General features: G+C 59.5%; 27 protein-coding genes, 1 tRNA gene and 2 pseudogenes. 14 read left to right on the top strand and 16 right to left on the bottom strand.

The window, feature by feature from the left end; translation table 11 throughout:
- The first annotated feature begins 154 nt into the window (after positions 1–154).
- Positions 155–454, top strand: coding sequence for a PilZ domain-containing protein (locus BLW24_RS18535; protein WP_090385608.1), 300 nt, complete (start codon positions 155–157; stop codon positions 452–454).
- A 59-nt stretch (positions 455–513) separates the two neighbouring features.
- Here BLW24_RS18535 and BLW24_RS18530 read toward each other — a convergent pair whose 3' ends face one another.
- A complete protein-coding gene (locus tag BLW24_RS18530; protein WP_090385603.1) occupies positions 514–1,215 on the bottom strand; it encodes an MlaA family lipoprotein in 702 nt (233 codons plus the stop codon).
- A gap of 225 nt (positions 1,216–1,440) precedes the next feature.
- On the opposite strand from BLW24_RS18530, the gene BLW24_RS18525 reads away from it, so the two are divergent.
- Together BLW24_RS18525 and BLW24_RS18520 are read left to right on the top strand one after the other, a co-directional pair.
- Positions 1,441–2,151, top strand: a complete 711-nt coding sequence (locus BLW24_RS18525; protein WP_090385597.1) for an HAD superfamily inactivated hydrolase PcrP — start codon at positions 1,441–1,443, stop codon at positions 2,149–2,151.
- Between the two features lie 148 nt (positions 2,152–2,299).
- Positions 2,300–2,566, top strand: coding sequence for a DUF4404 family protein (locus tag BLW24_RS18520; RefSeq protein WP_090385588.1), 267 nt, complete (start codon positions 2,300–2,302; stop codon positions 2,564–2,566).
- A gap of 45 nt (positions 2,567–2,611) precedes the next feature.
- Here the strand turns inward: BLW24_RS18520 and queF are convergent, their stop codons facing one another.
- The 4 genes from queF to BLW24_RS18500 all read right to left on the bottom strand — a co-directional run bounded on the left by queF (position 2,612) and on the right by BLW24_RS18500 (position 5,160).
- The gene (gene queF / locus BLW24_RS18515) at positions 2,612–3,442 is read right to left on the bottom strand and encodes an NADPH-dependent 7-cyano-7-deazaguanine reductase QueF (protein WP_090385582.1); all 831 of its coding nucleotides are present in this window, start codon (positions 3,440–3,442) and stop codon (positions 2,612–2,614) included.
- A 93-nt stretch (positions 3,443–3,535) separates the two neighbouring features.
- A complete protein-coding gene (gene pyrF, locus BLW24_RS18510; RefSeq protein ID WP_167360400.1) occupies positions 3,536–4,234 on the bottom strand; it encodes an orotidine-5'-phosphate decarboxylase in 699 nt (232 codons plus the stop codon).
- 127 nt (positions 4,235–4,361) lie between these two features.
- Positions 4,362–4,832, bottom strand: coding sequence for a DUF3291 domain-containing protein (locus BLW24_RS18505; RefSeq protein WP_090385571.1), 471 nt, complete (start codon positions 4,830–4,832; stop codon positions 4,362–4,364).
- 94 nt (positions 4,833–4,926) lie between these two features.
- Positions 4,927–5,160, bottom strand: a complete 234-nt coding sequence (locus BLW24_RS18500) for a DUF1127 domain-containing protein (RefSeq protein ID WP_090385568.1) — start codon at positions 5,158–5,160, stop codon at positions 4,927–4,929.
- 97 nt (positions 5,161–5,257) lie between these two features.
- Here BLW24_RS18500 and BLW24_RS18495 point away from each other — a divergent pair, with 97 nt between their 5' ends.
- Positions 5,258–6,112 carry a LysR substrate-binding domain-containing protein gene (locus tag BLW24_RS18495; protein WP_090385566.1) on the top strand — a complete coding sequence of 285 codons (855 nt, stop codon included), beginning with the start codon at positions 5,258–5,260 and terminating at the stop codon, positions 6,110–6,112.
- Here BLW24_RS18495 and BLW24_RS18490 read toward each other — a convergent pair.
- Positions 6,102–6,841 (bottom strand): annotated as a pseudogene (locus BLW24_RS18490) (sulfite exporter TauE/SafE family protein). The gene BLW24_RS18495 and the pseudogene BLW24_RS18490 overlap by 11 nt on opposite strands.
- Positions 6,842–6,947: 106 nt before the next feature.
- Here BLW24_RS18490 and BLW24_RS18485 point away from each other — a divergent pair.
- A complete protein-coding gene (locus BLW24_RS18485; protein ID WP_090385563.1) occupies positions 6,948–7,904 on the top strand; it encodes a LysR family transcriptional regulator in 957 nt (318 codons plus the stop codon).
- A 144-nt stretch (positions 7,905–8,048) separates the two neighbouring features.
- Here BLW24_RS18485 and efp read toward each other — a convergent pair whose 3' ends face one another.
- The 3 genes from efp to BLW24_RS18470 all read right to left on the bottom strand — a co-directional run bounded on the left by efp (position 8,049) and on the right by BLW24_RS18470 (position 9,998).
- Complete coding sequence (efp, locus tag BLW24_RS18480; RefSeq protein WP_090385560.1) at positions 8,049–8,621, bottom strand: elongation factor P; 573 nt, start codon at positions 8,619–8,621, stop codon at positions 8,049–8,051.
- A 46-nt stretch (positions 8,622–8,667) separates the two neighbouring features.
- On the bottom strand, positions 8,668–9,801 hold the full coding sequence (gene earP, locus BLW24_RS18475) for an elongation factor P maturation arginine rhamnosyltransferase EarP (protein ID WP_090385557.1): 1,134 nt from the start codon (positions 9,799–9,801) through the stop codon (positions 8,668–8,670).
- Between the two features lie 107 nt (positions 9,802–9,908).
- Positions 9,909–9,998, bottom strand: a tRNA-Ser gene (locus tag BLW24_RS18470).
- A gap of 292 nt (positions 9,999–10,290) precedes the next feature.
- Between BLW24_RS18470 and BLW24_RS18465 the strand changes: the two genes are divergently transcribed.
- On the top strand, positions 10,291–10,980 hold the full coding sequence (locus BLW24_RS18465; RefSeq protein WP_090385554.1) for a crotonase/enoyl-CoA hydratase family protein: 690 nt from the start codon (positions 10,291–10,293) through the stop codon (positions 10,978–10,980).
- Positions 10,981–11,295: 315 nt separating this feature from the next.
- Here the strand turns inward: BLW24_RS18465 and BLW24_RS26640 are convergent, their stop codons facing one another.
- Entirely contained in the window at positions 11,296–11,697 is a 402-nt protein-coding gene (locus tag BLW24_RS26640; protein WP_244161200.1) for a hypothetical protein, read from the bottom strand.
- 34 nt (positions 11,698–11,731) lie between these two features.
- Between BLW24_RS26640 and BLW24_RS26635 the strand changes: the two genes are divergently transcribed.
- From BLW24_RS26635 to BLW24_RS18455, 3 genes are all read left to right on the top strand, one after another.
- Positions 11,732–12,145 carry a PDC sensor domain-containing protein gene (locus BLW24_RS26635; RefSeq protein WP_244161199.1) on the top strand — a complete coding sequence of 138 codons (414 nt, stop codon included), beginning with the start codon at positions 11,732–11,734 and terminating at the stop codon, positions 12,143–12,145.
- 67 nt (positions 12,146–12,212) lie between these two features.
- Positions 12,213–13,040 carry a methyl-accepting chemotaxis protein gene (locus tag BLW24_RS26630; protein WP_420875040.1) on the top strand — a complete coding sequence of 276 codons (828 nt, stop codon included), beginning with the start codon at positions 12,213–12,215 and terminating at the stop codon, positions 13,038–13,040.
- Positions 13,041–13,101: 61 nt separating this feature from the next.
- Positions 13,102–13,773: a substrate-binding periplasmic protein gene (locus BLW24_RS18455; protein WP_090385551.1), complete on the top strand. Its 672-nt coding sequence runs from the start codon at positions 13,102–13,104 to the stop codon at positions 13,771–13,773.
- A 42-nt stretch (positions 13,774–13,815) separates the two neighbouring features.
- Here the strand turns inward: BLW24_RS18455 and tnpC are convergent, their stop codons facing one another.
- A complete protein-coding gene (gene tnpC / locus BLW24_RS18450) occupies positions 13,816–15,372 on the bottom strand; it encodes an IS66 family transposase (protein WP_090385547.1) in 1,557 nt (518 codons plus the stop codon).
- Positions 15,373–15,390: 18 nt separating this feature from the next.
- Positions 15,391–15,786 (bottom strand): IS66 family insertion sequence element accessory protein TnpB, encoded by a 396-nt coding sequence (tnpB, locus tag BLW24_RS18445; protein WP_244161054.1) that lies wholly within the window; start codon positions 15,784–15,786, stop codon positions 15,391–15,393.
- 104 nt (positions 15,787–15,890) lie between these two features.
- Between tnpB and BLW24_RS26035 the strand changes: the two genes are divergently transcribed.
- The 3 genes and pseudogenes from BLW24_RS26035 (at position 15,891) to BLW24_RS18435 (ending at position 17,942) form a co-directional block, all read left to right on the top strand.
- Positions 15,891–16,034, top strand: a complete 144-nt coding sequence (locus BLW24_RS26035) for a hypothetical protein (protein WP_167360399.1) — start codon at positions 15,891–15,893, stop codon at positions 16,032–16,034.
- A 70-nt stretch (positions 16,035–16,104) separates the two neighbouring features.
- Entirely contained in the window at positions 16,105–16,827 is a 723-nt protein-coding gene (locus BLW24_RS18440) for a 1-acylglycerol-3-phosphate O-acyltransferase (RefSeq protein WP_090385544.1), read from the top strand.
- Positions 16,828–16,971: 144 nt separating this feature from the next.
- Positions 16,972–17,942: pseudogene (locus BLW24_RS18435) on the top strand (magnesium and cobalt transport protein CorA).
- 103 nt (positions 17,943–18,045) lie between these two features.
- Here the strand turns inward: BLW24_RS18435 and BLW24_RS18430 are convergent.
- Both BLW24_RS18430 and BLW24_RS18425 read right to left on the bottom strand, forming a co-directional pair.
- Positions 18,046–18,774 carry an amidotransferase gene (locus BLW24_RS18430; RefSeq protein WP_090385541.1) on the bottom strand — a complete coding sequence of 243 codons (729 nt, stop codon included), beginning with the start codon at positions 18,772–18,774 and terminating at the stop codon, positions 18,046–18,048.
- Positions 18,775–18,936: 162 nt separating this feature from the next.
- The gene (locus tag BLW24_RS18425; protein WP_090375570.1) at positions 18,937–19,917 is read right to left on the bottom strand and encodes an IS5 family transposase; all 981 of its coding nucleotides are present in this window, start codon (positions 19,915–19,917) and stop codon (positions 18,937–18,939) included.
- 274 nt (positions 19,918–20,191) lie between these two features.
- On the opposite strand from BLW24_RS18425, the gene BLW24_RS26875 reads away from it, so the two are divergent.
- Entirely contained in the window at positions 20,192–20,326 is a 135-nt protein-coding gene (locus BLW24_RS26875; protein ID WP_276326445.1) for a hypothetical protein, read from the top strand.
- A 26-nt stretch (positions 20,327–20,352) separates the two neighbouring features.
- Positions 20,353–20,550: a type III secretion system co-regulatory protein PtrC gene (gene ptrC / locus BLW24_RS18420; protein ID WP_090385536.1), complete on the top strand. Its 198-nt coding sequence runs from the start codon at positions 20,353–20,355 to the stop codon at positions 20,548–20,550.
- Positions 20,551–20,553: 3 nt separating this feature from the next.
- Here ptrC and BLW24_RS18415 read toward each other — a convergent pair whose 3' ends face one another.
- Together BLW24_RS18415 and BLW24_RS18410 are read right to left on the bottom strand one after the other, a co-directional pair.
- Complete coding sequence (locus BLW24_RS18415; protein WP_090385531.1) at positions 20,554–20,955, bottom strand: lysozyme inhibitor LprI family protein; 402 nt, start codon at positions 20,953–20,955, stop codon at positions 20,554–20,556.
- A 147-nt stretch (positions 20,956–21,102) separates the two neighbouring features.
- Entirely contained in the window at positions 21,103–23,247 is a 2,145-nt protein-coding gene (locus tag BLW24_RS18410) for a 3-hydroxyacyl-CoA dehydrogenase NAD-binding domain-containing protein (RefSeq protein WP_090385526.1), read from the bottom strand.
- Positions 23,248–23,263 lie beyond the last annotated feature (16 nt).

Genomic DNA, 23,263 nt, shown 5'->3' with positions numbered 1-23,263 from the left:
ACGCGCGAACTCGGCTTGCTTCAAGGCGCAGACGGTACTCCCATCCGCTACGTGATTCAAGCGTGTGCCGGTCGTCGCCGCACGACTTTACACCTCAAATCGGCCAAGGTTATAAGAGCTGCAGGACAGCCCCCATAACAAGAGGAAAAAGCCCATGAGCCAAAATGATCGTGCCTACAGTGAAAAACGCGATTACATCCGCATGCGGCTAGAGACCCCCGTCACCCTGCACCATGACGGCAAGGAAATTCCCGCACTGTGCCTCGACCTGTCCAGCACAGGCATGCAGCTGGAAGCTGAAAGCGCAGTAAAGATGGGCGACAAGGTACGTGTACACATCGCCTCTGATCACAACGAATTACGCGGCCTGGATGCCCAAGCCGAAGTGATGCGCGTCAGCACGATGGAAGACGGCCGCCAAGCATTAGGCTTGGCGATTATTTCCATGAGCTGAAATGCTCGGACAATAAAAAGGCGGCCCGTAACGGCCGCCTTTTTATTGACCCAACGGCATCAAAAATCGTCTTCGACCTCACCGTCACGCACTTTGAATTCGCGATTCTGCAGGTAGGCGTTACGGATAAAGATGTATTTGTCACCGCTGACCATGCGCTCAGCCTTGAGCAAGCTGGCCCGCAGGTCAACCGCCTGAACGCCGCTCACCACATTGCGCGTCGGCACATGATCGATAAACGCAGGCGCAGTCAGCATGCTGTCCGGCACCTTGCCGAAGGCATCACGCACGGTGCTCGGCCCCAAAAGCGGCAGCACGACGTAAGGCCCACTATCGAGCCCCCACACCCCCATGGTCTGGCCGAAATCCTCATCGCTGCGCTGCAGGCCCATCGCGCTGCCCACATCGAAGAAGCCCAGCAGGCCGAAGGTGGTATTGAAGATCAAGCGGCCACCGTCGACCCCGGCATCATGCAACTTGCCCTGCAGCAGGTTGTTGGCCAGGTTGCCGATATCACCGATATTGCGGAAGACGTTATGCACGCCATCTTCAAGAAACTGTGGCGTCACCGCCTGATAACCCTTGGCCAACGGCTTGAGGGTATAGGTATCAACGTTATCGTTGACCCGAAACATAAAGCGGTTGTAACCCTGCCACGGGTCTTCTTCGTTGGCTTGCGCCAGTGCAGGCAGCAACAGCACGCCGGTACAAGCAATCAACAGGCTCAATCGTTCAATCCAGCTCGCACCGGTCATACGCATCACAGTCGCTCCTTGAAAATGCTCAGGCTGCCACAGGCGCCAAATCAGGCCGCGCAGTATAAAGCGCCAACTCTATAAATAGGCAGCATAGCGGACGAAAAAATAGCTGAAAATCATACCGTCTGTTGCCGTAGAGCCCAGTAATTGTCGCCAGTGCAAACAAGCCTTCATCTGTCTGTAACCTGCATGCGCTAGCCTGGACTAGACCATTTTCAAGGACGGCACATGCAAACGCCCGCCAGCTCGCCCGCCTTCACCGCCATTCTATTTAGCCTGTCCGGCTGCCTGGTTGATTTCGGCGCACGCACCATCCCTCTGACCCTGCAGCGCCTCTACCCAAAGGCAGCCAATCAGCAGAGCCTGCAGCTGGCCCTAGGCCGTGAACCCTTGGCTGAAGAGTGGCAGGCCTATCAGCAGGCTCTCTGCGAAACCGCATGCGAGCATGCCGAAGCCACGCCTGCTGCCCTGCCCCTGCTTGAACAGCTGCACCAACAGATCGTGCCCTGCGCCTGGCTGGATGAACTGCCGCGCGACGCCAGCATCAGCCTGGCCGGCGCACTCCCGGACTGGCTACCCGGCACACCCAGTCATAGCACTCGCCCATGGCCGGCACCCGACTCCATCTGGCGCAGCCTGATAGAGCTGCAGGTTGATCAGCTTGAAGGCTGCGTCTTGGTCAGTGGCGAACCGCGCCTGCTACAAGCAGCTCTGAATGCCGGCATCTGGACCATCGGCCTGGCCATCAGCGGCCCGCTTTGCGGCCTGGCACCGGCCGATTGGCAAAGTCTGTCGATGAGCGAACGCGATCGACTGCGTAGCCAGGCCACCCTCAGCCTGTATCGTTTGGGTGTGCATTCGGTCATCGACCAGCTCAGCGACCTGCCTACCTGCCTGGCGGATCTCAGCCTGCGTCGGCACAAGGGCGAAAAGCCCTGAGCAAGCGCCAGAATGCCGGTCGAATCAATGCCTCACGCTTGATCCAAAGCAAGCAAAGCCTGCCGGCTTGGATTAACCTGAAGGCATGCAGAACCTTTCGCCCCTGCGTAAGGTCAGTCAATCTGTCGACTACCAAAGGGAGAACTCCATGCCTGCAAGCCGCCTGCAGCAACAACTGCAAGACCTGCGCGACCAACTGGCTGAACAGCCACCGTTGAGTGAAGAGGAACGCGCCGAGCTGTTTGTACTGACCCAGGAAATTGAATTGCAGCTGGCCCGTCAGGCTGCCGCTGCACCTGACGCAACCCTGATCGACGGGGTCAACCTCGCGGTGGAGCGCTTCGAAGCCAGTCACCCAACCCTCGCCGGCACCCTGCGCAATATCGTGCAGAGCCTGGCCAACATGGGCATCTAAACACCGCAGCGCTAACGAAAACCCCAGCCTAGCTGGGGTTTTGCATTACTGGCGCGCCAAACGTTGATTATCAGGGCTGATGGGCCCGCTGCTGCGGTAGGGGTTGATGTCCAACCCGCCACGGCGCACATAACGCGCATACACCGTCAGATGCTCAGGCTTGAGCAGGCGCTGCAGGTCGAGAAAGATTCGCTCCACACACTGCTCGTGAAAATCCGCATGCTGGCGAAAGCTCACCAGATAGGCCAGCAGACTGGCGTGATCCAGTGCCAGACCGCGGTACTGCACCACCAACGTACCCCAGTCCGGCTGGCCGGTGACCGGACAATTGGATTTGAGCAAATGGCTGTGCAGGCTCTCTTCGACCACTCGCGCGGCATCACAGTGCAGCAGCTCAGGCTGCGGCTGCTCATAGTTGCTGATGGCTACATCCAGCTCGTCGATACAGACGCCTGGCGCGGCCTGCACACCTTCAGCCATTACCTCAGCCAGGCTGCGCACGCGCACGCCAACAGGCTTGCCGGCGGCTGCCGAGAGATCCTGTACCAATACCGCCACCAGCTCGTCAGCACTGTTGAATACCGACTGATTCAGCGAATTGAGGTACAGCTTGAAGGATTTCGACTCGATGATATTTGGCGAGTCGGCCGGAATGGCGAACTCGCCCATGGCCACCACCGGTTTGCCGGATGGCAACAACCAGGACAACTCAAAACAGTTCCAGAAATCCACGCCCTGATACGGCAGGGTTTCGGCACTCAGGCCCAGCTCAGCCCACTTGGCAGCACGCGGAATCGGAAACAACAGAGACGGGGTGTAGCTAGCGATGTACTCACTGGATTTGCCCAGTGGCGAATCTTCGGCGGCGGGATGCATGGAGAAAACCTGACTGGTCGAAATGCAGCGATTGTATACAATTTCTCAAACGGATTTAGGCGGCAAGCGCGAAGCCGAGCTTGCCGCGTAGCATCAGGCCAGCTCGGCCACTACAGCGGCCAACGCCTGAGCAGGATCAGCAGCCTGACTGATCGGACGGCCGATCACCAGATAATCGGAACCGACATCCAATGCCTGACGTGGCGTCAGAATGCGGCGCTGGTCATCCTGAGCACTGCCGGCCGGACGAATCCCTGGCGTTACCAGTTGCAGCGCTGGGTAAGTAGCCTTAAGCGCCTGCGCTTCCTGGGCCGAACACACCAGGCCATCCAGACCGGCCTGTGCGGCCAGACCTGCCAAACGCAACACCTGCGCCTGCGGTTCTAGATCCAGGCCAACGCCCGCCAGGTCCTCGCGCTCCATGCTGGTCAGCACAGTCACACCAATCAGCAGCGGCTTGGCCCCAGCGAGCTTGTCCAGGTTTTCTCGGCAGGCCGCCATCATGCGCAGGCCGCCCGAGCAGTGCACATTGACCATCCACACGCCCATTTCGGCGGCAGCCTTAACGGCCATGGCGGTGGTATTGGGAATGTCATGGAATTTCAGATCGAGAAACACCTCGAAGCCCTTGCCGGCCAACACGTTGACGATCTCCGGCCCGCAACGGGTGAACAGCTCCTTGCCCACTTTTACCCGGCACAAACCGGGATCGAGCTGATCAGCCAATGCCAGCGCGGCATCACGGGTCGGGAAATCCAGGGCAACGATGATCGGGGTCTGGCAGACGGACATGGGCGGGCTCTCGGGCAAGACAAATTCGGCGCGCATTGTAGCGGATGCGCCGCAGGCTTGCCGCTCCGGCGATCCGTCCGCCTCGCCCACAACTCAAAATAGAGCCGCAGCAAACCATGACTTACCGCTACTCGACAGGCTCATCTACGCATGAATCTGGCGCCGCAAATGCCTGGCGAAAGCTGAACGCCTGGGCGCTGGCGCCCTGCTCACGCAACAACGCCAAGCGTTCGGCAGCCTCCTGCACCGATGGTAGATGCCCTGCCGGTACCCACCACAGCACCACATGCGCCTCACTAACCTTGCGGAACCACTCCTGGCGACGCTTGAGCATCTCGGTATGAGCGGACTTGTACACGTAATCACTGAGTGCCTGCACATCGCGCCAAACTGACAGATTCACCAGCACATCATCGCCAAACGGGCGAAACGCCGTGGCATCGCCCGCCTCGCCCTGCAGACGCCAGATATAGCCGGACGAGGCTTCCGCCAGCGCATTGATGCGCTCCAGATTGGCGACAAAGTCGGCCATGCTTGGCGACTCCAGCGGCTCCTTCATCGTGGCGATATTCAACTGCGCGAGTTGATAGCTAGACATCAATGTCTCTCCTTTTTATGTAAATCCCTGAATAACCACTGCCCTGACTGCGCCCTACGAGCGCATCACAGCCTCGATGCACACGGCCAGCGACTCAGCGCGCCATGGGATCACCCCAGAATGAGCGCTCGCTTTCCTGGATAACATCCGCACGGCTTAAGCCCAGATCCTTCAACGCCACATCATCAAGCATGGCCAGACGCCGCCGTTGTTCGGCCAGCTGCCACCAGCGGGAAAACTGGCGGCCAAGCGCACGCAGTATTTCAAACGGCCGATGGCCCTGTAAGCGTCCGGCACTGACTAATGCATAACCTTTTTGACCTTTCATCTCGTCGCCCTCCTTGTGGGGTTGGCGACAGTCTCGCGCTCGGCTTATGATCAATCCAACGAATGTTTCTTATGCAATGCATCTCGGAGATTGATGTATGGCCAGTTACCCGAGCATCGATAGCGAACTGCTGCGCACCTTTGTCGCGATTGCCGATCACGGTGGCTTTACTCGCGCAGCGGAAATGGTCAACCGCACCCAGTCGGCCGTCAGCATGCAAATGAAACGTTTGGAAGAAGATGTGGTACAGCGCCCGCTGTTTGTGCGCGACGGCCGTCAGTTCAGCCTAACGGCCGAAGGCCAGTTACTGCTCGGTTATGCCCGACGCATTCTCAAATTGCACAGTGAAGTGATGACCAGCATGCGTGCCCCACATATGGTTGGCACCGTGCGCATCGGCACCCCAGACGACTACGTGATGCGTTTTATGCCGGGCATCCTTTCGCGCTTCGCCCAGGCCTATCCACTGGTGCAGGTGGAGTTGCATTGCGAGCCGTCGTTTCAGCTGTTGCAGCGCCAGGACCTCGACCTGACCATCGTCACCCGCGAGCCAGGCACCGAGATTGGCCAACTGCTGCGCCAGGAACGCATTGTCTGGGCCGAAGCCCATGGCTTCAGCCCGCATGAGCAGGAGCCGCTACCGCTGGCGATGTTCAATGCCCAGTGCTTCTGCCGCTCCTGGGCCTGCAACGCGCTGGACGCCATGGAGCGCGAATACCGTATCGCCTACACCAGCCCGAGCCTCTCGGCGATCATGGCGGTGGTCAGCGCCGGCCTGGCGATTACCGCCCAACTGCAGAGCCTGATCACCCCGGACATGCGCATCATCGGTACTGCCGAGGGCCTGCCGGTGATGCCCTCCGCCAGCATCGTGCTCTTGCGCAACAGTCAGACGCAGTCGCAAGTCACCGAGACCCTGGCCGAACAGATCGTCGAAGGTTTCAGACTTTAAGCGCGAGCAATACCGCACAAAGCAGCAGAAAACCGGCAAACAGCCCGCGCAGAACGCGCTCTGGCAGCGCGTGGGCGCACTTCACGCCCCAACTGATACTCAGCAAACCGCCTAGCGCCAAAGGCGCCCCCAGCAGCCAGTCGACGTGATCATGGGCCGCGTAGGTCGCCAGAGTCACGGCTGTACTCGGTGCCGCCAGAGCCAGCGACAGCCCCTGCGCCATAACCTGGCTGGTGCCGAACAGCGTGGCCAGTACCGGCGTCGCCAACACCGCGCCGCCAACACCAAACAACCCACCGAGCAAGCCGGCGCCACTGCCTAGCAGCGTCAGCCAGGACCAGGGATAACGCAGGCCAACCGAGAGCATGGCCGGCTTGCTGTACAGCCGAGAGAGGTTGTAGGCAGCCAGCAACACCAGGAAAACCACGAAACCCAGACGCATGCGCTCGGCATCCACAGTGACTGCCCAGCAAATATCAGGCTGGGCACCGCCAGGGCCAAGGCATGGCGCCAGTCGATGCGGTTGCGCTGGTGGTAACGCCACAGCGCCAACAGCACATTGGGCACCACCATCACCAGCGCCGTGCCCTGGGCCAACTGCTGATCCAGGCCAAACAACACGCCAAGTGCCGGAATGGCGATCAACCCACCGCCAATCCCAAACAGACCGCCCAGAGTACCGAGAGTCAATCCGAGCAGAAGGTTCAAGACAAAATCGAGCAAGGTCATCAGCGGGCTCCGAAGTGATGCCGCACAGCCTAGGCATTCGTCACTAGCCGCGAAACGCACAGCAACGCAAAATTGCTATGCATATAACGCATAGCAGAGCCTGACCATGAATCCCGATAGCCTGACTGACCAGCTCAGCCTGTTTCTCGATGTACTGGAAACCGGCAGCTTTTCCGCTGCTGCCCGCCGTCACCCGCTGACGCCCTCGGCAGTGGCCCGGCGCATCGATGCCTTGGAGCGCTCGCTGGGCAGCAACCTGTTCAGCCGCAGCACCCATGCCGTACGCGCGACATCCGCCGGCCTGGCATTTGCAGAACGGGCCAGGCGCATCCTCGCCGAGCTGCACCTGGCTCGCGCCGAAGCCGTATCGCTGAGCAGCGCGCCGGAGGGGCTGATTCGTATCGACGCACCCGCCCCCTTCGGTCGGCGCCATCTGGCTCCGGCGATTGCCGAGTTTCTGGTTGCCTATCCGGGACTGGATGTGCAACTGCGCCTGATCGACAGCTTCGTCGATTTGCACGGCACACACCTGGGTGAGGTCGACCTGGTGTTGCGCATCGGCCCCCTGGCCGACACCCGCCTGGTCGCCACCGCGCTATCACCGATGGTTAGGGTCGTCTGCGCCAGCCCCGAATACCTGGCGCGGCGCGGCGTACCGCGCAGCCCAAGCGAGTTGCTGGAGCATGATGGACTCGACTGGGACAGCTTGGCACCGCCCTATGCCTGGCGCTTCGAGCAGGACGGCAAACTGCAACTGTGTCGCCCCAAACGCCTGCGCATGACCGCCAACAACGCCGAAGCACTGCTGTTCAGCACCATCGCCGGCTTGGGCATAGCTCATTTACCAACTTGGCTGATCAGCGACTACCTGCTGCGCGGCGAACTGCTGCCGCTGTTCTGCGAAGACGGGCTGCCAGCCCCCGAGCCCAGCGGCATCTACGCCCTGCGCCTGGAGCGCGAAACTAACTCACACAGCCGCTTGTTACTGGAGTGTCTCAAAGCCCGCTTCGGCCCTATAGCGCCCTGGGATCTGGCCCTGCAAAGTGACCTGCAGCGCAGCTAAACGCTAAAACAGCATGCATAAAAATGATCGGGCATCACTTTTAGCGTCACGATCGACAACCCGAAGGTTGGCCGCCATAAATGACGGACCATAAAAAAGCCCGACTCAAGGTCGGGCTTTTTCTTCTCGCTGTTAAAGCCGATCTTAAACCGGAGCTTTAGCGCGGGATTTGTACTCGCCGGTACGGGTGTCGATTTCGATCCAGTCGTCGATGTTGCAGAAGTCAGCGACTTTGATCTCGGTACCGTTGCTCAGCTTGGCTGGCTTCATCACCTTACCGGAAGTATCGCCACGGGCGGAACCTTCGGTGTAAGTAATCTGGCGAACGATGGTAGTCGGCAGGTCAACCGAAACCACTTTTCCTTCGAAGAATACGGCTTCGCAGACGTCGGTCATGCCATCGACGATGTACGGCATTACGCTTTCCAGATCGTCTTTGTTCAGTTCGTACTGGTTGAATTCAGCGTCCATGAACACGTAGTTCGGCTCGCTGTAGTACGAGTAGGTCACGTCAACGCGGTCCAGAATAACTGGCTCCATTTTGTCGTCGGCCTTGTATACGGTTTCAGTTGAGGAACCGCTCAGCAGGTTCTTCAGCTTCATTTTAACGATGGCGCTGTTACGACCGGACTTGGTGAATTCGGCCTTCTGGATCAGCCAAGGTTGGCCATCAATCAGGGCCACACTGTTGGGCTTCATTTCTTGTGCGGTTTTCATACGAATATCCGGGTTTGGATGGAATTACAAAATTCTTGGCCGCGTATCATAGCCAATTTAGGTAAAACTGCACCAGCGCCTCGGCAAGATCGGCCTGAGAGGCCCGTTGCAGACACCACTGTTCGGCATGTGCCTGCTGCTCTGGCCAGTTATTTAGCAGCTGATTCCAACTTTCGTTGACCGACTGACCGGTATTCCAGGCATGCCACAACTCGACCAAAGCACGCTGCCCATCCACTGACAAACTCTCCTTATAGAGAGCCAGGAAAGCGTCTAGCTTTTCCAGATGGGCGTTGTCCGTTTGCTCATAGATATGCCAGAGCAATGGCCGCCCAGCCCATTGCGCACGGACGAAGGAGTCTTCCCCGCGCACCGCATTGAAGTCGCAACTCCACAGCAGTCGGTCGTACTGCTCCTGCTGGATAAACGGCAGCACCTGAATATGCAGCTGACCACGCCGCTGCATATCCCCTGCGCGCATAGCGGTGCAACCCAGCCAAGCCTCTAGGTTCGCCAGAATGCGCCCTTCCGGCACCAGTAACTGATTGATTTGCGTATCTGTAGCCAAAACGTCCAGCCAGCTGGCCAGCGCAGCATTCTCATAGGCAAACAGGGAGATAAGCCGCGCCCCCGGTAACGGCGTTACACCAATAGTGCGCAGAAACATCTCACGGGCGCCGCTATCGGCCTGAAACGCCCGGCGCAGCACCAGCAGCTCACGCTCACGCAACAGGCCACCGCTGCCTACGCTAAAACCGGGAAAGAAGAAGAACTTCGATAGGCCATTAGACTGTAATGAAGGCAAGCCATGGCAACCCTCCACCCAGTCTTCGGCACTCAAGTATTCAAGGTTGAGCCAAAGCGATTTCTGCGAACGCTGTGCCATTGCGGCTATATAGAAGGCTGGCAACTCACAGGCAAACGCCTCAATCACCACATCGGCCGGTTCGGTTGCCTGCCAGTCGGCCTGCCATAAACAAATCTCGACACCCTGCTGGGTTTGCCTTAGCGCCTGCGCGTCAGCCTGCGGACACAGGCGCACAAACGCGCCCAGATCATCCACCCACAACCGCACCGCCATACCGTGCTCGACCACCAACTGCCGCGCCAAGCGCCAGGTCACCCCGATATCGCCGTAGTTATCGACAACGCTGCAGAAAATGTCCCAGGTTGCGCGCATGCGCTGCTCCGTTATGTGCCGAGCCCACCTTAAAGGCGACAGAGCGGTCAGCAAACGTCAGAAACGAAAAAGCCCGACACGTGGTCGAGCTTTTTCGTCAATCTGTATGGCGGTGAAGGAGAGATTCGAACTCTCGATACGATTTCTCGTATACACACTTTCCAGGCGTGCTCCTTAAGCCACTCGGACACTTCACCGGGGCTCGACTGGCATTGCTGTCTGTCGAGGCGCGCTAATCTAGCCGAACAGTCCCGCAAAGGCAAAAGCTTTTTTCAAAAGATTCATGCGCTTATGCCAAATGCAGGGACCAGTCGTGACATTTGTCGGCCTTGTTCGGATCACCGCTAACCAAATAGAAGAAAGCTCGGGAAACAGACAGGCTAACGGCAGCAAGCGCAATGCGCACTGACCAGCCAGTCAGCCATCGTGCTTTACCTGACCGATACGGATGAGTAACGTCTGCTGCACTTCAGCACAAGGAACCCGACCATGAGCGACCTGATCAGTTACCAACTCGACGATGGCATTGCCACCCTGACCCTGTGTAATGGCAAGGTGAATGCCATCTCCCCGGACGTGATCACTGCCTTCAACGCAGCTCTGGATCGCGCCGCGCAGGACAAGGCCATCGTTATCATCACCGGCCAGCCGGGCATTCTCTCCGGTGGTTACGACCTCAAGGTGATGACTTCCGGTCCGCAGAATGCCATCGACCTGGTGGCTTCCGGCTCCACCCTGGCGCGGCGTATGCTCGCCCACCCCTTCCCGATTATCGTCGCCTGCCCAGGCCACGCGGTGGCCAAAGGTGCCTTTATTCTGCTCTCGTCGGACTACCGCATCGGCGTCGAAGGCCCATTCAGCATCGGCCTCAACGAAGTGCAGATCGGCATGACCATGCACCACGCTGGCATCGAACTGGCCCGTGACCGCCTGCGCAAATCGGCCTTCCACCGCTCGGTCATCAACGGTGAAATGTTCGACCCGCAAGGCGCGGTGGATGCAGGCTTCCTCGACAAGGTGGTGCCGGCCGAGCAACTGCACGCCACTGCCCTGGCGGTTGCCCAGCAGATGAAGAAGATCAACATGACTGCGCACAAGAACACCAAGCTGAAAGTGCGCAAGGCGCTGCTCGAAGCCCTCGACCAGGCGGTCGAGCTGGACAAGAAGCACATGGGGTAAACCTACCCAGCAACACCATCAAGCCCGACCCATGTGCCGGGCTTTTTGCATTTAATGGCAAAACAGTGACGAACCTGCAAGCAATCTGCCCAGACTGTATTACTTTTAACAGGTAAGGCCAGGGAGCAGAGGCACTCACGGATCTATTCGAAATTGCTGTCGGGAGCGTGTTATGAAAATTGCCCACAAGGTTGGTCTGGCCGCGGCCATCGTCCTGTTCCTCCCACCAGCCTGTTGTCGCTGGCGCAAGTCAGCCAGGTTCGCGAAACCCTGCGCAACCAGGTGGCCGCGAGCATCGCAGAGTCGAGTAACGCGCTAGCGCGGCAGATCGAAAACTGGCTCAACGCCAAACTCAAGCTGATGGACCTGATGGCGCAAAGCATCGACAGCAACTACAGCCCCGAAGAAACCCAGCGCATCGTCAATACGCCCATGCTGAAGAACGAGTTCATTCTGGTGTTCGGCGCCCTGCAAAGTGATGGCAAACCGATTAAGAACACTGACGAGTGGCAGCCAGCACCGGAATGGGACGGCCGTCAGCGCCCCTGGTATGCCACAGGCAAAGCTGGCAGCCAGGCTGTGCTCACCGAGCCCTATGTGGATTCCACCACCGGCGAAATTCTGATTTCCGCCGTGACCCGCATTACCAACGCGGGCGAATTTCTCGGCGTGCTGGGGGGGCGACATTCGCCTGAAAACCGTTGCGGATGCGGTCAACACACTGGACTTCAACGGCGCCGGTTACGCCTTCTTGCTGACGCGCAACGGCAACATCATTTCCCACCCCAATACCGAGCTGAACGGCAAGAGCTACAGCGAGCTGTTCGGCGGCCAGAGCCCGGCGCTAAACAAAGAGCTGCAGGAAACCAACGGTGGCGACAAGGAGCTGCTGGTGTCCTTTACCCCACTGCCCAATCTCAAAGGCATGGACTGGTATATCGGCGTGGTGCTGGACAAGGGCATCGTCATGGCCGAAGCCAATGCCCTGAGCTGGCGCGCAGTGATCGGCACCGTGCTGGGAGTGATCATCAGCCTGATCGTACTCGGCGTGCTGATGAACAGCCTGCTCAAGCCCCTCGACCACCTGCACAACTCCCTGCATGAGGTGAACAGTGGCGAAGGCGACCTTACCCGCCGCCTGCCTGCCTGCCACCGGCAACGATGAAATTGCCCTGGTCTCCAAAGAGTTCAACAGCTTTCTGCAAAGCCTGCAGAGCCTGATCAGCGAGGTGATGGGCAGCTCCAGGCAGGTGCGCGAAAGTACCACCCTAACCTCCAGCGAGGCCAACCAGGCGGCCAACCGCCTACAGCAACAGCTGCAGGAGCTTGATCAGCTCGCCACTGCCATGCAGGAAATGGCCTCCACCGCCGAAGAAGTGGCGCGCAACGCACAGGCTGCAGCGCAGGCCGCACTGGCAGCCAATCAGGAAACCGAGAATGGCGTGCGCGTGGTTTCGCGCTCCACGGAGGCAATCAAGCACCTCGCCGAGGAAATGGACGAAACCAGCCATGCGATCAATGAGCTGGCCAAACTAAGCCACAACATCGAGTCGATCCTCTCGGTGATCACCAGCATTGCCGACCAGACCAACCTGCTCGCCCTCAACGCCGCCATCGAGGCAGCGCGCGCCGGAGAGTCCGGTCGCGGTTTTGCCGTGGTCGCCGATGAAGTGCGCTCGCTGGCTTCACGCACGCAGCAGTCGACCCAGGAAATCCGCCAGATGATCGACCAGCTGCAATCCGGAGTGAAGCAGGCAGAATCGCGCATGCAGCAGAGCCGCGACACCGCCAGCAAGACCGCCGAAGAAGCAGGCGCGGCCAATGACATGCTTGGGCGCATCAGCGATGCCATCACCCGGATCAATGATATGAACCTGCAAATTGCCACCGCCGCCGAGCAGCAGAGCGCCACCACCGAGGAGATCAACCGCAACACCACCAATATCCGCGACATCAGCCATGAGGTGGCCGCAGGCGCCGAAGAACAGGTGCGCCAGTGCGCCGTGATGATCGAACAGGTCGGCCAGCAGGACCATTTGCTCGGGCGCTTCAAGGTCTAAGCTCCGTACATAGGGCTGCACCTGCTCGTGCAGCCAGCGCCAACCGCCAAGGGGATTGGGCATGCGCATACTCGTAACGTGGTTACTGTGCCTGACCATGCACGGCATCGCTCAGGCACAAACGCCCGTCAGTGTTACGGTGTTGTGTGACGCCAGTTATCCACCCTACAGCTACGCCGAAAATGGTGAAGCCAAAGGCCTGTACAGCGACATCCTGCGTGCGGCCTTCGCGCGCATGCCGGGCTACCGCGTCAGCATCCGCCCGGTGCCCTGGCCACGCGGGCTGGCCGCACTGGAGAAAGGCAAAGCCTTTGCTCTGTTCCCGCCCTATCACCGCCCTGTGGAACGCCCATGGATGGATTATTCGCGACCGATTCTGGAAGAAAACGTGGTGGCCTTCGTGCGTACCGAACTGGCGCAGCAACGTACAATCGATGACTTCCCAGGCGCCTACGCCGGCCTGCGCATCGGCCTCAACCGAGGCTTCAATACCATCACTGCATCTAGTTACAAGACCATGCTCGCGGCTGGCGAGGTTACAGAGAGCTACGCCACAGACAGTCGCACCAACCTGCTACAACTCAGGGGCAAACGCATTGATGTGTATATCAATGATCGCCTGTCGATCCTCTGGGAGCTGCAGCAGATGCGCAGCGAAGGCCTGCTTGCCAGTAGTGGCCTGGACTGGCTGGTTGAAGGACCAAAGTTGTCCAGCGAACACGGTCATCTGTAAGCGCTCCATAGACCCCACCTCCCTCTGGAGAGGTTTTGCGTTTTACAGTGGCGTCGTTGGTTGGCAGTTCCAAGGCAGCAGCGCTTCGTAGGCTTCAACGCTGTTGGCCAGCGGCAGGCGTTCGAGGACATGGCGCAGCCAGGCGTAGGGCTCCTGGCCATTGGTCTTGGCGGTTTCCACCAGGCTGTAGAGTTGGGCGCTGGCGGTCGCGCCTTTCGGCGTGTCGCTGAACAGCCAGTTCTTGCGACCTATGACGAAGGGCCGGATCGCGCGCTCGGCAGCGTTGTTATCGATCGGCAGGTGGCCAGCCTCGATGTAGCGTTCGAGTCGGCTCCAGTTGCTCGCCAGGTAGTTCACTGCTTTGCCCAGGGCATTCTGCGCCGTGACCTGCGGCTGGGTTTTCTCCAGCCAGGTCTTGAGCTGATCGAGGAGCGGTAGGCTGTGCTGCTGGCGGCCCCGGTAGCGCTGTTCATCGCTGGCATCCTTAAGTTCGCGCTCGATGCCGTAGAGCTTGTTGATCATCCCCAACGCGATGTCGGCACGCCCGGTTTTGCCCTTCGGTTGCACCTTTTGCGCTTCGACGAACTTGCGCCGCGCATGCGCCCAGCAGGCCAGGCGCTCAACACCTTGTTGTGCGGCCACGGCGTTGTAGCCGGCGTAATCGTCGGTCATCAGGTAGCCGCGATAACCGTCGAGCAGGCGCAGCGGCACCTCCTGCGCGCGGCTGGTTGTGTAGTCGAAGAGGATCACCGGTTTGCCAGGCGGGCCACCGGTCTGCACCCACATCCAGGAGTGGCTGCTCGGATCGCGCCCAGGCTCCTTGAGCACCTGCACGCGGGTTTCATCGCAGTGGATCACCGGACTGTCCAGCAGCCTGTCGCGCATCAGGTTGAGCAACGGTTGTAGCAGTTCGCCGCACTGGATCACCCAGCGCGCCAGGGTCTGCCGGGGGATGTCGATGCCATGGCGACTGAGCATCTTTTCGAAGCGATACAGTGGGATGCCGTCGGCGTATTTGCTGGTCAGCAGCATCGCCAGCACGCTCGGGCTGGCCAGCCTTTTCTCGATCAGTTGGGCCGGTTTGTCAGCGGTGACCGGCGCGCTTTCGCAGGCCTTGCAGGCATAGGTCTTGCGAACGTGGCGGATCACCTGAACCTGCATCGGGATGATTTCCAGCTGCTCGCTGGTTTCTTCGCCGATGGCCTGCTTGCGGCAACCGCATTCGCAGGTCAGTTCGTGTTCGGGCAGTTCGTGGATGACCTCGACACGCGGTAGTTCGGCCGGTAACGGCTTGCGCTTGCCGCGGCGCTTGGTCGGCGCAACGACTTCTTCCTCGACCTCAGCGGCCGGAGCTTCAGCCGCCGCTTCGGCCAGGCTTTCCGCTTCGTTGAACATCTCTAGCTGCGGTGAATCCGGGTCGCTGCTCTGCTCGGATTTACGGCCGAACAGGCGCTGGATCAACAGCGCGTTTTGTTCGCGCAGGCGCTCGATCTGCCCATCCTTGTCCTTGGCCAATTCCTGCGCCGACGACAACACCTCAGCGAGCAATTGCTTGAGCGCGGCGGGGTCATCAGGAAGGGTTTCGGGCACAGAAATCATGCCGTGGATTATACCGGCTCAGGTGACGAACCTAGGGGTCAAAACCTGGTGCGGCCGGTTGCGCCACAGGTCGATACCGTCCAACAACCAGTTCAACTCCTGGGCCGTCAGCACGATCGCATCTTCGCCAGGTTCCGGATGCGACTTGAAGCGTTCAGCCTCCAATCGCTTGAGCCACAGGCAAAAGCCGTTGCGCTCCCAATACAAAATCTTCACCCGGCTGCGCGCGCGGTTGAGGAAGACGAACAGCACCGGGTCGAACACCGCCACCTTGATATCCAGCTCGACCAGGGCGGCCAGGCCATCGATGGATTTTCGGAAATCCACCGGCTTGGGGTATAGATAGACTTTTTCGACTTTGGCGTCGGGGCGCATCATGACGGCTGGCTCCAGAAAGAAATTGGAGCTCAGCATTGGCTGGCCTGCGGATCATTTGTAGATGAGGTTTATGGAGCGCTTACGGTCATCTGGGCTATACCCGCATCAATGAACAGGCCTACCCCTACAAGCAGGACTTTATGCAGCAACTGGATCGAGCCCTGCTAACCCTTGAGCAAGATGGCAGCATCACCCGCCTGGCCCAGCGCTACAGCTCGATTGACCCGCTACCCACCACCGGCAACGGCTCTAGCGAGGACGCAACAAGCGGTAACGACCTCTGATCAGCATCAATTGCCGAAAGCAGTGCACGCCCGTACACTGCGCGCCTTTTTCCTATGACGGGCGTACCAAATGCTTTTTCTTCTGCGCATGCTGGCGATGGGCGTGCACTTTATCCTCGCCGGCATCCTGGGCCTGTTGCTAGGCCTCTGCCGCCCGTTCAACCCGGATAACAGCCGCTTGTGCGCACGTCTCTACAGTGTCCCGGCGCAGTGGCTGTTGCGCTGGAAGCTGCAGACCGACGTACACACCCTGGAACACCAGCACTCCTGTGTGATCATCGCCAACCATCAATCCAACTATGACCTCTACGTGCTCGGCCGCGTAGTACCCAAGCGCACTGTGAGCATCGGCAAGAAGAGCCTGAAGTGGGTGCCGTTCTTCGGTCAGCTGTACTGGCTGGCCGGCAACGTGTTGCTTGACCGTGGCAACGCCATTCGTGCCAAGCAGTCCATGCTCACCACTACAGACACCCTCATACACAAGGACACCTCGATCTGGGTGTTCCCCGAAGGCACGCGCAACCTCGGCAAAGGTTTACTGCCCTTCAAGAAAGGCGCGTTCCAGATGGCGATTGCCGCCGGTGTACCGATTATCCCGGTGTGCGTCAGCACCTACGTCAACCATATCCGGCTCAACCGCTGGAACAGCGGCGAAATCATGATTCGCTCCCTGCCGGCCATCCCCACAGCGGGCCTGAGCCAGGATGATCTGCCGCAGCTGGTCGAAACCTGCCGCACGCAGATGCAGCAATGTATCGAGGCCATGGATCAGCAGCTCAGCCAAAGCGCCTGAGTTAACCGGTGCGCCAATAAAAAGCCCAGCCACGCGCTGGGCTTTTTATTGGCGGATACGGCCCGTGCAGCAGCCGTTCAGTCACACCGGCAGCGAGCAAGCCGCTAAGCTGCGTGCTGAGGACACCGATAATAAGGAAGCACTATGGGTCGCGTTGTTGCTGCCGCCGTTTACAGCAAGGGCAAGAAAGTCACCACTATCAGCCTCGACGAAGGCAGCCCTGGTCAAAGAAACCGGGACATTTCGTCTGGATCGGCCTGCATGACCCCTGCTCCGAAGAGCTGACCAGCCTGCAGCAGCAGTTCGACCTGCATGAGCTGGCGCTGGAAGACGCCCTGAAGCGGCACACCCGGCCCAAGCTGGAAACCTTCGGCGATGCGCTGTTTCTGGTGCTCTACTCACCCATTCTGGTCGACGACGAGCTGACCTTTGTCGAAACCCAACTGTTCGCCGGCAGCGGTTACATCATCAGCGCCCGTTACGGCGAATCCGCGCCCTACTCCCAGGTGCGCCAACGCTGCGAGGCGCGCCCACTGCTGCTTGAGCACGGCGAAGACTTTGTGCTCTACGCCCTGCTCAGCTTCGTGATCGAGAACTACCGCCCGTTGATGGACAACTACCACGTCGAGCTTGAGGAAGTGGAACAGCACGTGCTGAAAAACCCATTGAGCCAGGCCGATGTCGAGCGCATTCAGGGCCTGCGTCGCGACCTGCTACGGTTACGTCGCTATATCGGGCCGCTGGCAGAAATCTGCAAGGAGCTACAGCGCCTCGACTTTCCGTTTATCGACAAGAACATGCGCCCCTACTTCCGCGACGTGGCGATTCACGTCAACCGCCTGCTGGAAGACCTCACCGGTCTGCGCGAGATGGCCGACCACGCCATCGAGATCGGCCTGCTGCTGGAGTCATCCAGACAGAGCGTCACCCAGCGCAAGTTCGCCGCTTGGGCAGCAATCTTGGCTTTTCCCACGGCAGTGGCGGGAATCTACGGGATGAATTTTCAGAACATGCCAGAGCTCGCCTGGCAGTACGGCTACTTTGGCGTACTCGGTTTGATCACCACCGGCTGCGCCGGGCTCTATGCCAGCTTCAAGCGTTCCGGCTGGCTATAGAGCAATTTTAACGTCGCGTAGTGGCGGCCCGCAGGGTGGCGACCATGGATCGCATGCCATAAAAAAGCCCGGTCACTGACCGGGCTTTTCGTGCAGGCGCGTGTTACTCAGCCAGGCCGGCACGGCCCTGGGCGACAAAGCGCATCATCCATTCGGCCACGGTGTGGCCCTGGTGGTCGTGCTGCAGGCTGTCGACGCCCTTGGAGTAGGCCGGCTCACCAATATGCTTCTGACGCAGGTCGAGCAACGCACGCGAGTAGTCATGCACAAACTCGGGGTGGCCCTGGAAGCACAGCACCTGATCACCGATGCAGTAGGAAGCAATCGGGCAGAACTCACTGCTGGCCAGCAACGTGGCGTTTTCCGGCAGTTGAGTGACCTGATCCTGGTGACTGATCAGCAGCGTGAGGTCTTCCAGATCGGGACTCATCCAGGTTGGCTTGTTCGCCATACGGTACTGATGAATACCTACACCCCAGCCCTGCACAGCGCGCTCAGCCTTGCCGCCTAACAATAGCGCCAGCAGCTGATGACCGAAACACACACCGAGCAGTTTGTCGCCGCGGTTGTAACGCTCCAGCAGGTAGGTTTTCAATGTCTGGATCCAGGCATCGCTGCCAAAGGAATCTGCCTTGCTGCCTGTCACCAGATACGCATCGTAGCGCTCGCTGTCCAGCGGGTAATGCCCCTCCATCACGTTGTACACCTTGAACTCGGCAGCGATCGGCTGACGGGCGAACAACTGCTCGAACATACGGCCATAACTGTCGTATTGGTCGACCAATTCAGGGCGAAGAACATCGGTTTCCAGGATGCAGATCTGCAGCGGCATATGGGCGGTTACCTAGGGATGGTCTGAAGTAGCCCTGTATTTCCGGTCAACTTCAGCCTCCGCTGATTTTGAAAGCGGAAAACTGATCAAAAACGATCAAGTCATCCGCTCATTTCGGTGTTTCTGGCCGCCGCGAGCACCTCGCAGCGGTCATTTCCCACATTACAGGCGCACCTCTCCTGCATTCGTCAGCAAATGTCGACGGGCCATCCACAGGTTCGACAGGGCGAACAGCGTTACCAGTTGTGCGGTGTTTTTGGCCAGGCCACGGAAGCGCGTCTTCACATAACCGAACTGGCGCTTGATCACGCGAAACGGATGCTCGACCTTGGCGCGCACTTGGGCTTTGGCCTTCTCGATCTTGCGCTTGGCTTTGTATAACCCGCTGCGCTTATCGAGCTTCCTGTAGGTGCTGCGGCGTGCCGCCACCTGCCAGATTACCTTCCGACCTTCATGCTCCGGACGCTTTTCGACACCGGTGTAACCTGCGTCAGTACACACCACGTTTTCGTCGCCGTGCAGCAGTTTGTCTACCTGGGTGACATCCGCCACGTTGGCTGCCGTGCCTACTACGCTGTGCACCAGACCCGACTCGTCATCCACGCCGATGTGCGCCTTCATGCCGAAGTAGTACTGGTTGCCCTTCTTTGTTTGGTGCATTTCCGGATCGCGCTTACGGTCCTTGTTCTTGGTCGAACTCGGCGCATTGATCAACGTGGCATCGACGATGGTGCCCTGGCGCAGTGACAGACCACGGTCGCCCAGGTAGCCGTTAATCACGGCCAAGATGCCTGCAGCCAGCTCGTGTTTCTCCAGCAAGCGACGGAAGTTGAGGATGGTGGTTTCATCGGGAATGCGCTCCAGGCTTAAGCCGGCGAACTGGCGCAGGATGGTGGTCTCGTACAGCGTTTCCTCCATCGCCGGATCGCTGTAACCGAACCAGTTTTGCATCAGATGCACACGCAGCATCGCCATCAGCGCATAGGCGGGCCTGCCACCTTCGCCCTTCGGGTAGTGCGGATCGATCAGGGTGACCAATCCTTCCCACGGCACTACTCGATCCATCTCGATCAGGAACAACTCTTTGCGGGTCTGCTTGCGCTTGCCTGCGTACTCGGCGTCGGCGAAGGTCATCTGCTTCATCGGAAAACTCGACGGGTGGAATCCGGGTATTTTGCCAAAATCAGGAAGTCTTCTTCAGAGTTTCCCTAGGGCGCAGGAGGGTTGTTTTTCCAGCGCGCAAGCGTGCCTGCTGACAGGCTGCAAGGCAATAGCTACGGGGCAAACCCGACCAATTACCCGACCCCCATCAGCGCCCTCGATAGTCACCATAAGCACCATTCACTTCTGTCGATAGCGGCACGCGCAGATGATCTGGCCATCGGGCACTGCGCCCCACTTACCAGAGGACATAACCATGACCAGTTTTTCCGCCATCGCCAGCCTGCTTGCCGCATCGGCCTTTAACAGCAACCACAGCGCGAGCAGCCAGCGCCAAGCCGAGAAAGTGCAAGCAGCACAACTCAAGGCCGGCCAGAACGCCGGTAAATAACTGCGCCCCGTAATCAGGAGAACGCCATGAGCATCGCCCAATCACTGAGCAACCAGAACGTCTATGGCGTGACCTACGCCACTGTCGACGGCAGTGGCATCCACTTCGAGTCCGAGCTGGCCATTCAGCTCAGCGATGGCACCCTGACCACCCTGCGCATGCCCACTCACCTGAGCGAGCGTCAGGCTATTCAGCAGCTGGTCTGCGGCCGCCAGGCCTGCTGACCGCTATTGCGCAAGCATCGGGCAGCTGAGGTCGCCTTCTTCACAGACAGCCAGCTGCTCCAGTTCCTTGACCCGCGCGGCGGTCTTTTGCGTCAGGCAGCCGTTAAGCACCATCGGATAAGCCGAACCACCCTCCACCGACGCCGACTCGAACGCACAGGCCAGATCACGGAACTTGATCCAGGCCAGCTGCACCTCCTTGAATTGCTGTCTCTGCCCATCATCCAGACGCTTGCGATAATCGCCGTACAGCTGATTCAAGCGCTTGTCCTGAGTGGCGTAGTCTGCCGCCGCGCACTGGTTGAGGGTGAACTGATCCATGGCATTGGCGCAGTCACCCGCCCACACCGGCGCGGCCAGTAACCCCAGGCTGATTGCCAGCGCACTGCTTATCCCAACTTTCATAACACCTCCCTTGCGCCACACCACCGTGGTCGTTGCAGCAGTCTAGTGCTGTAGCCATAAACAGGCTGGTTTTCCATAAATTACAATCCATAAAAAACCGGCTCACGGGGAGCCGGTTTTCAGTACCTCAGCCTTAACGCGACAGCGCTAAAAGCTCTGGTTCTTCGCGGCCTTCTCCAGCAGCAACGCCGGTGGTAGGAAGCGTTCACCGTACTGCTCAGCCAGGTACTGGGCGCGGGCGACGAAGTCCTTTACCCCGTACTGGTTGATAAACTGCAGCGCGCCGCCGCTCCAGGCGGCAAAACCGATGCCCATGATCGAGCCGATATTGGCGTCCGCTACCGACTTGAGCACGCCCTCTTCCACGCAGCGCACGGTTTCGATGGCCTGGATAAACAGGATGCGATCACGCACGTCGATCTGCGATATCTGCGCATCACGCTTCTCGAAGCGCGCTTTCAGCTCCGGCCACAGGTGCTTCTTGCCGCCCGCCGGGTAATCGTAAAAGCCAGCCCCAGCGGCCTTGCCCGGACGCTTGTACTCGTTGAGCATCATGTCGATCACCGCAAACGCCGGGTGCGCGGGAATCTGCTTACCCTCGGCAGCAAGGTCCTTGATGGTCTGCTGGCGGATATGGTTCATCAGGCTCATCGACACTTCGTCGCTGATCGCCAGCGGGCCGACCGGCATGCCGGCCTTGCGCGCTTCGTTCTCGATCATCGCCGCGCTTACGCCTTCGCCGAGCATGGCCAGGCCTTCGTTGGTGAAGGTGCCGAACACCCGCGAGGTGAAGAAGCCGCGGCTGTCGTTGACCACGATCGGGGTCTTCTTGATCTGCATGACGTAGTCGAAGCCGCGCGCCAGGGTCTCGTCGCTGGTGTGCTCGCCCTTGATGATTTCCACCAACGGCATCTTGTCCACCGGGCTGAAGAAATGCAGGCCGATAAACTTGTCCTGCTTCTGCACCGCCGTGGCCAGGCCGGTGATCGGCAGGGTCGAGGTATTGGAAGCAATCACCGCATCCGCCAGCGCCGCACGTTCGGCCGCCGCGGTAACATTGGCCTTGAGGTCGCGATCCTCGAATACCGCCTCGATAATCAGGTCGCAGCCTTCGAAATCAGCGTCACTGACGGTGGGTTTGATCCGCGCCAGGATGCCATCACGCTTCTCGGCGCTCATCTGGCCACGGCCGACCTTTTTCTCCAGCAGCTTGGCCGAGTAGCTCTTGCCCTTCTCAGCGGCTTCGATGGAGATGTCCTTGAGCACCACCTCGATACCGGCCACAGCCGACACGTAGGCAATACCGGCGCCCATCATGCCGGCACCGAGCACACCGACCTTCTTGGTCACGTAAGGCGCGAAGCCCTGTGGACGCGAGCCGCCGGCATTGATTTCATTGAGCTGAAACCAGAAGGTGCCAATCATGTTCTTCGCTACCTGGCCGGTGGTCAGCTCGGTGAAGTAGCGCGCCTCGATGATCTGCGCGGTGTCGAAGTCGACCTGGGCACCCTCGACGGCGGCGCAAATGATTTTCTCTGGTGCAGGGAAGCAGCCCTTGGTCTTGTCGCGCAATACGCTCGGCGCGATGGCCAGCATCTGCGCCACGTTGGGGCTGGATGGCGTACCGCCGGGGATCTTGTAACCGGCTACATCCCAAGGCTGTTTGGGCGCTGGGTTGGCGGCGATCCAGGCGCGGGCCTTGGCCAGCAGGTCATCCTTGTCGGAAGCCAGCTCATGGATCAAGCCCGCCTTGAGCGCGGCATCGGGACGAACCTTCTTGCCTTCGGCCAAGTACGGCAGAGCCTTTTCCAAGCCAAGCAGGCGCACCATACGCACCACCCCGCCACCGCCCGGCAGCAGGCCGAGAGTCACTTCCGGCAGACCGAGCTGGATGCTGGAGCTGTCCAGGGCGACACGGTGGTGGCAGGCCAGGGCAATTTCCCAGCCGCCGCCCAAAGCAGCGCCATTGATCGCAGCCACTACTGGCTTACCCAGACACTCCAGGCGGCGCAGTTGGCCCTTGATATTGAGGATCATCTGGTAGAAGGCCGGCGCGTCGGCCTTGGTCACCTTGATCAGCTCATTCAAATCGCCGCCGGCGAAGAAGGTCTTCTTCGCGGAGGTGACAATCACCCCGGCAATGGAATCCTTCTCGGCTTCCAGGCGCTCGACGATCTTGCCCATGGCCTCGCGGTATACCGCGTTCATGGTGTTGGCGCTCTGGCCGGGCATGTCCATGGTCAGAACGACGATATTGTCCTCACCTTTTTCGTAACGGATGGCGTCAGTCATTTCTATTCACTTCCCA

The sequence above is a fragment of the Pseudomonas anguilliseptica genome, from assembly GCF_900105355.1.
Lineage (GTDB): Bacteria > Pseudomonadota > Gammaproteobacteria > Pseudomonadales > Pseudomonadaceae > Aquipseudomonas > Aquipseudomonas anguilliseptica.
The sequence above is the reverse complement of the archived record's forward strand: the minus strand, read 5'-3'. Positions and strand labels throughout refer to the sequence as shown.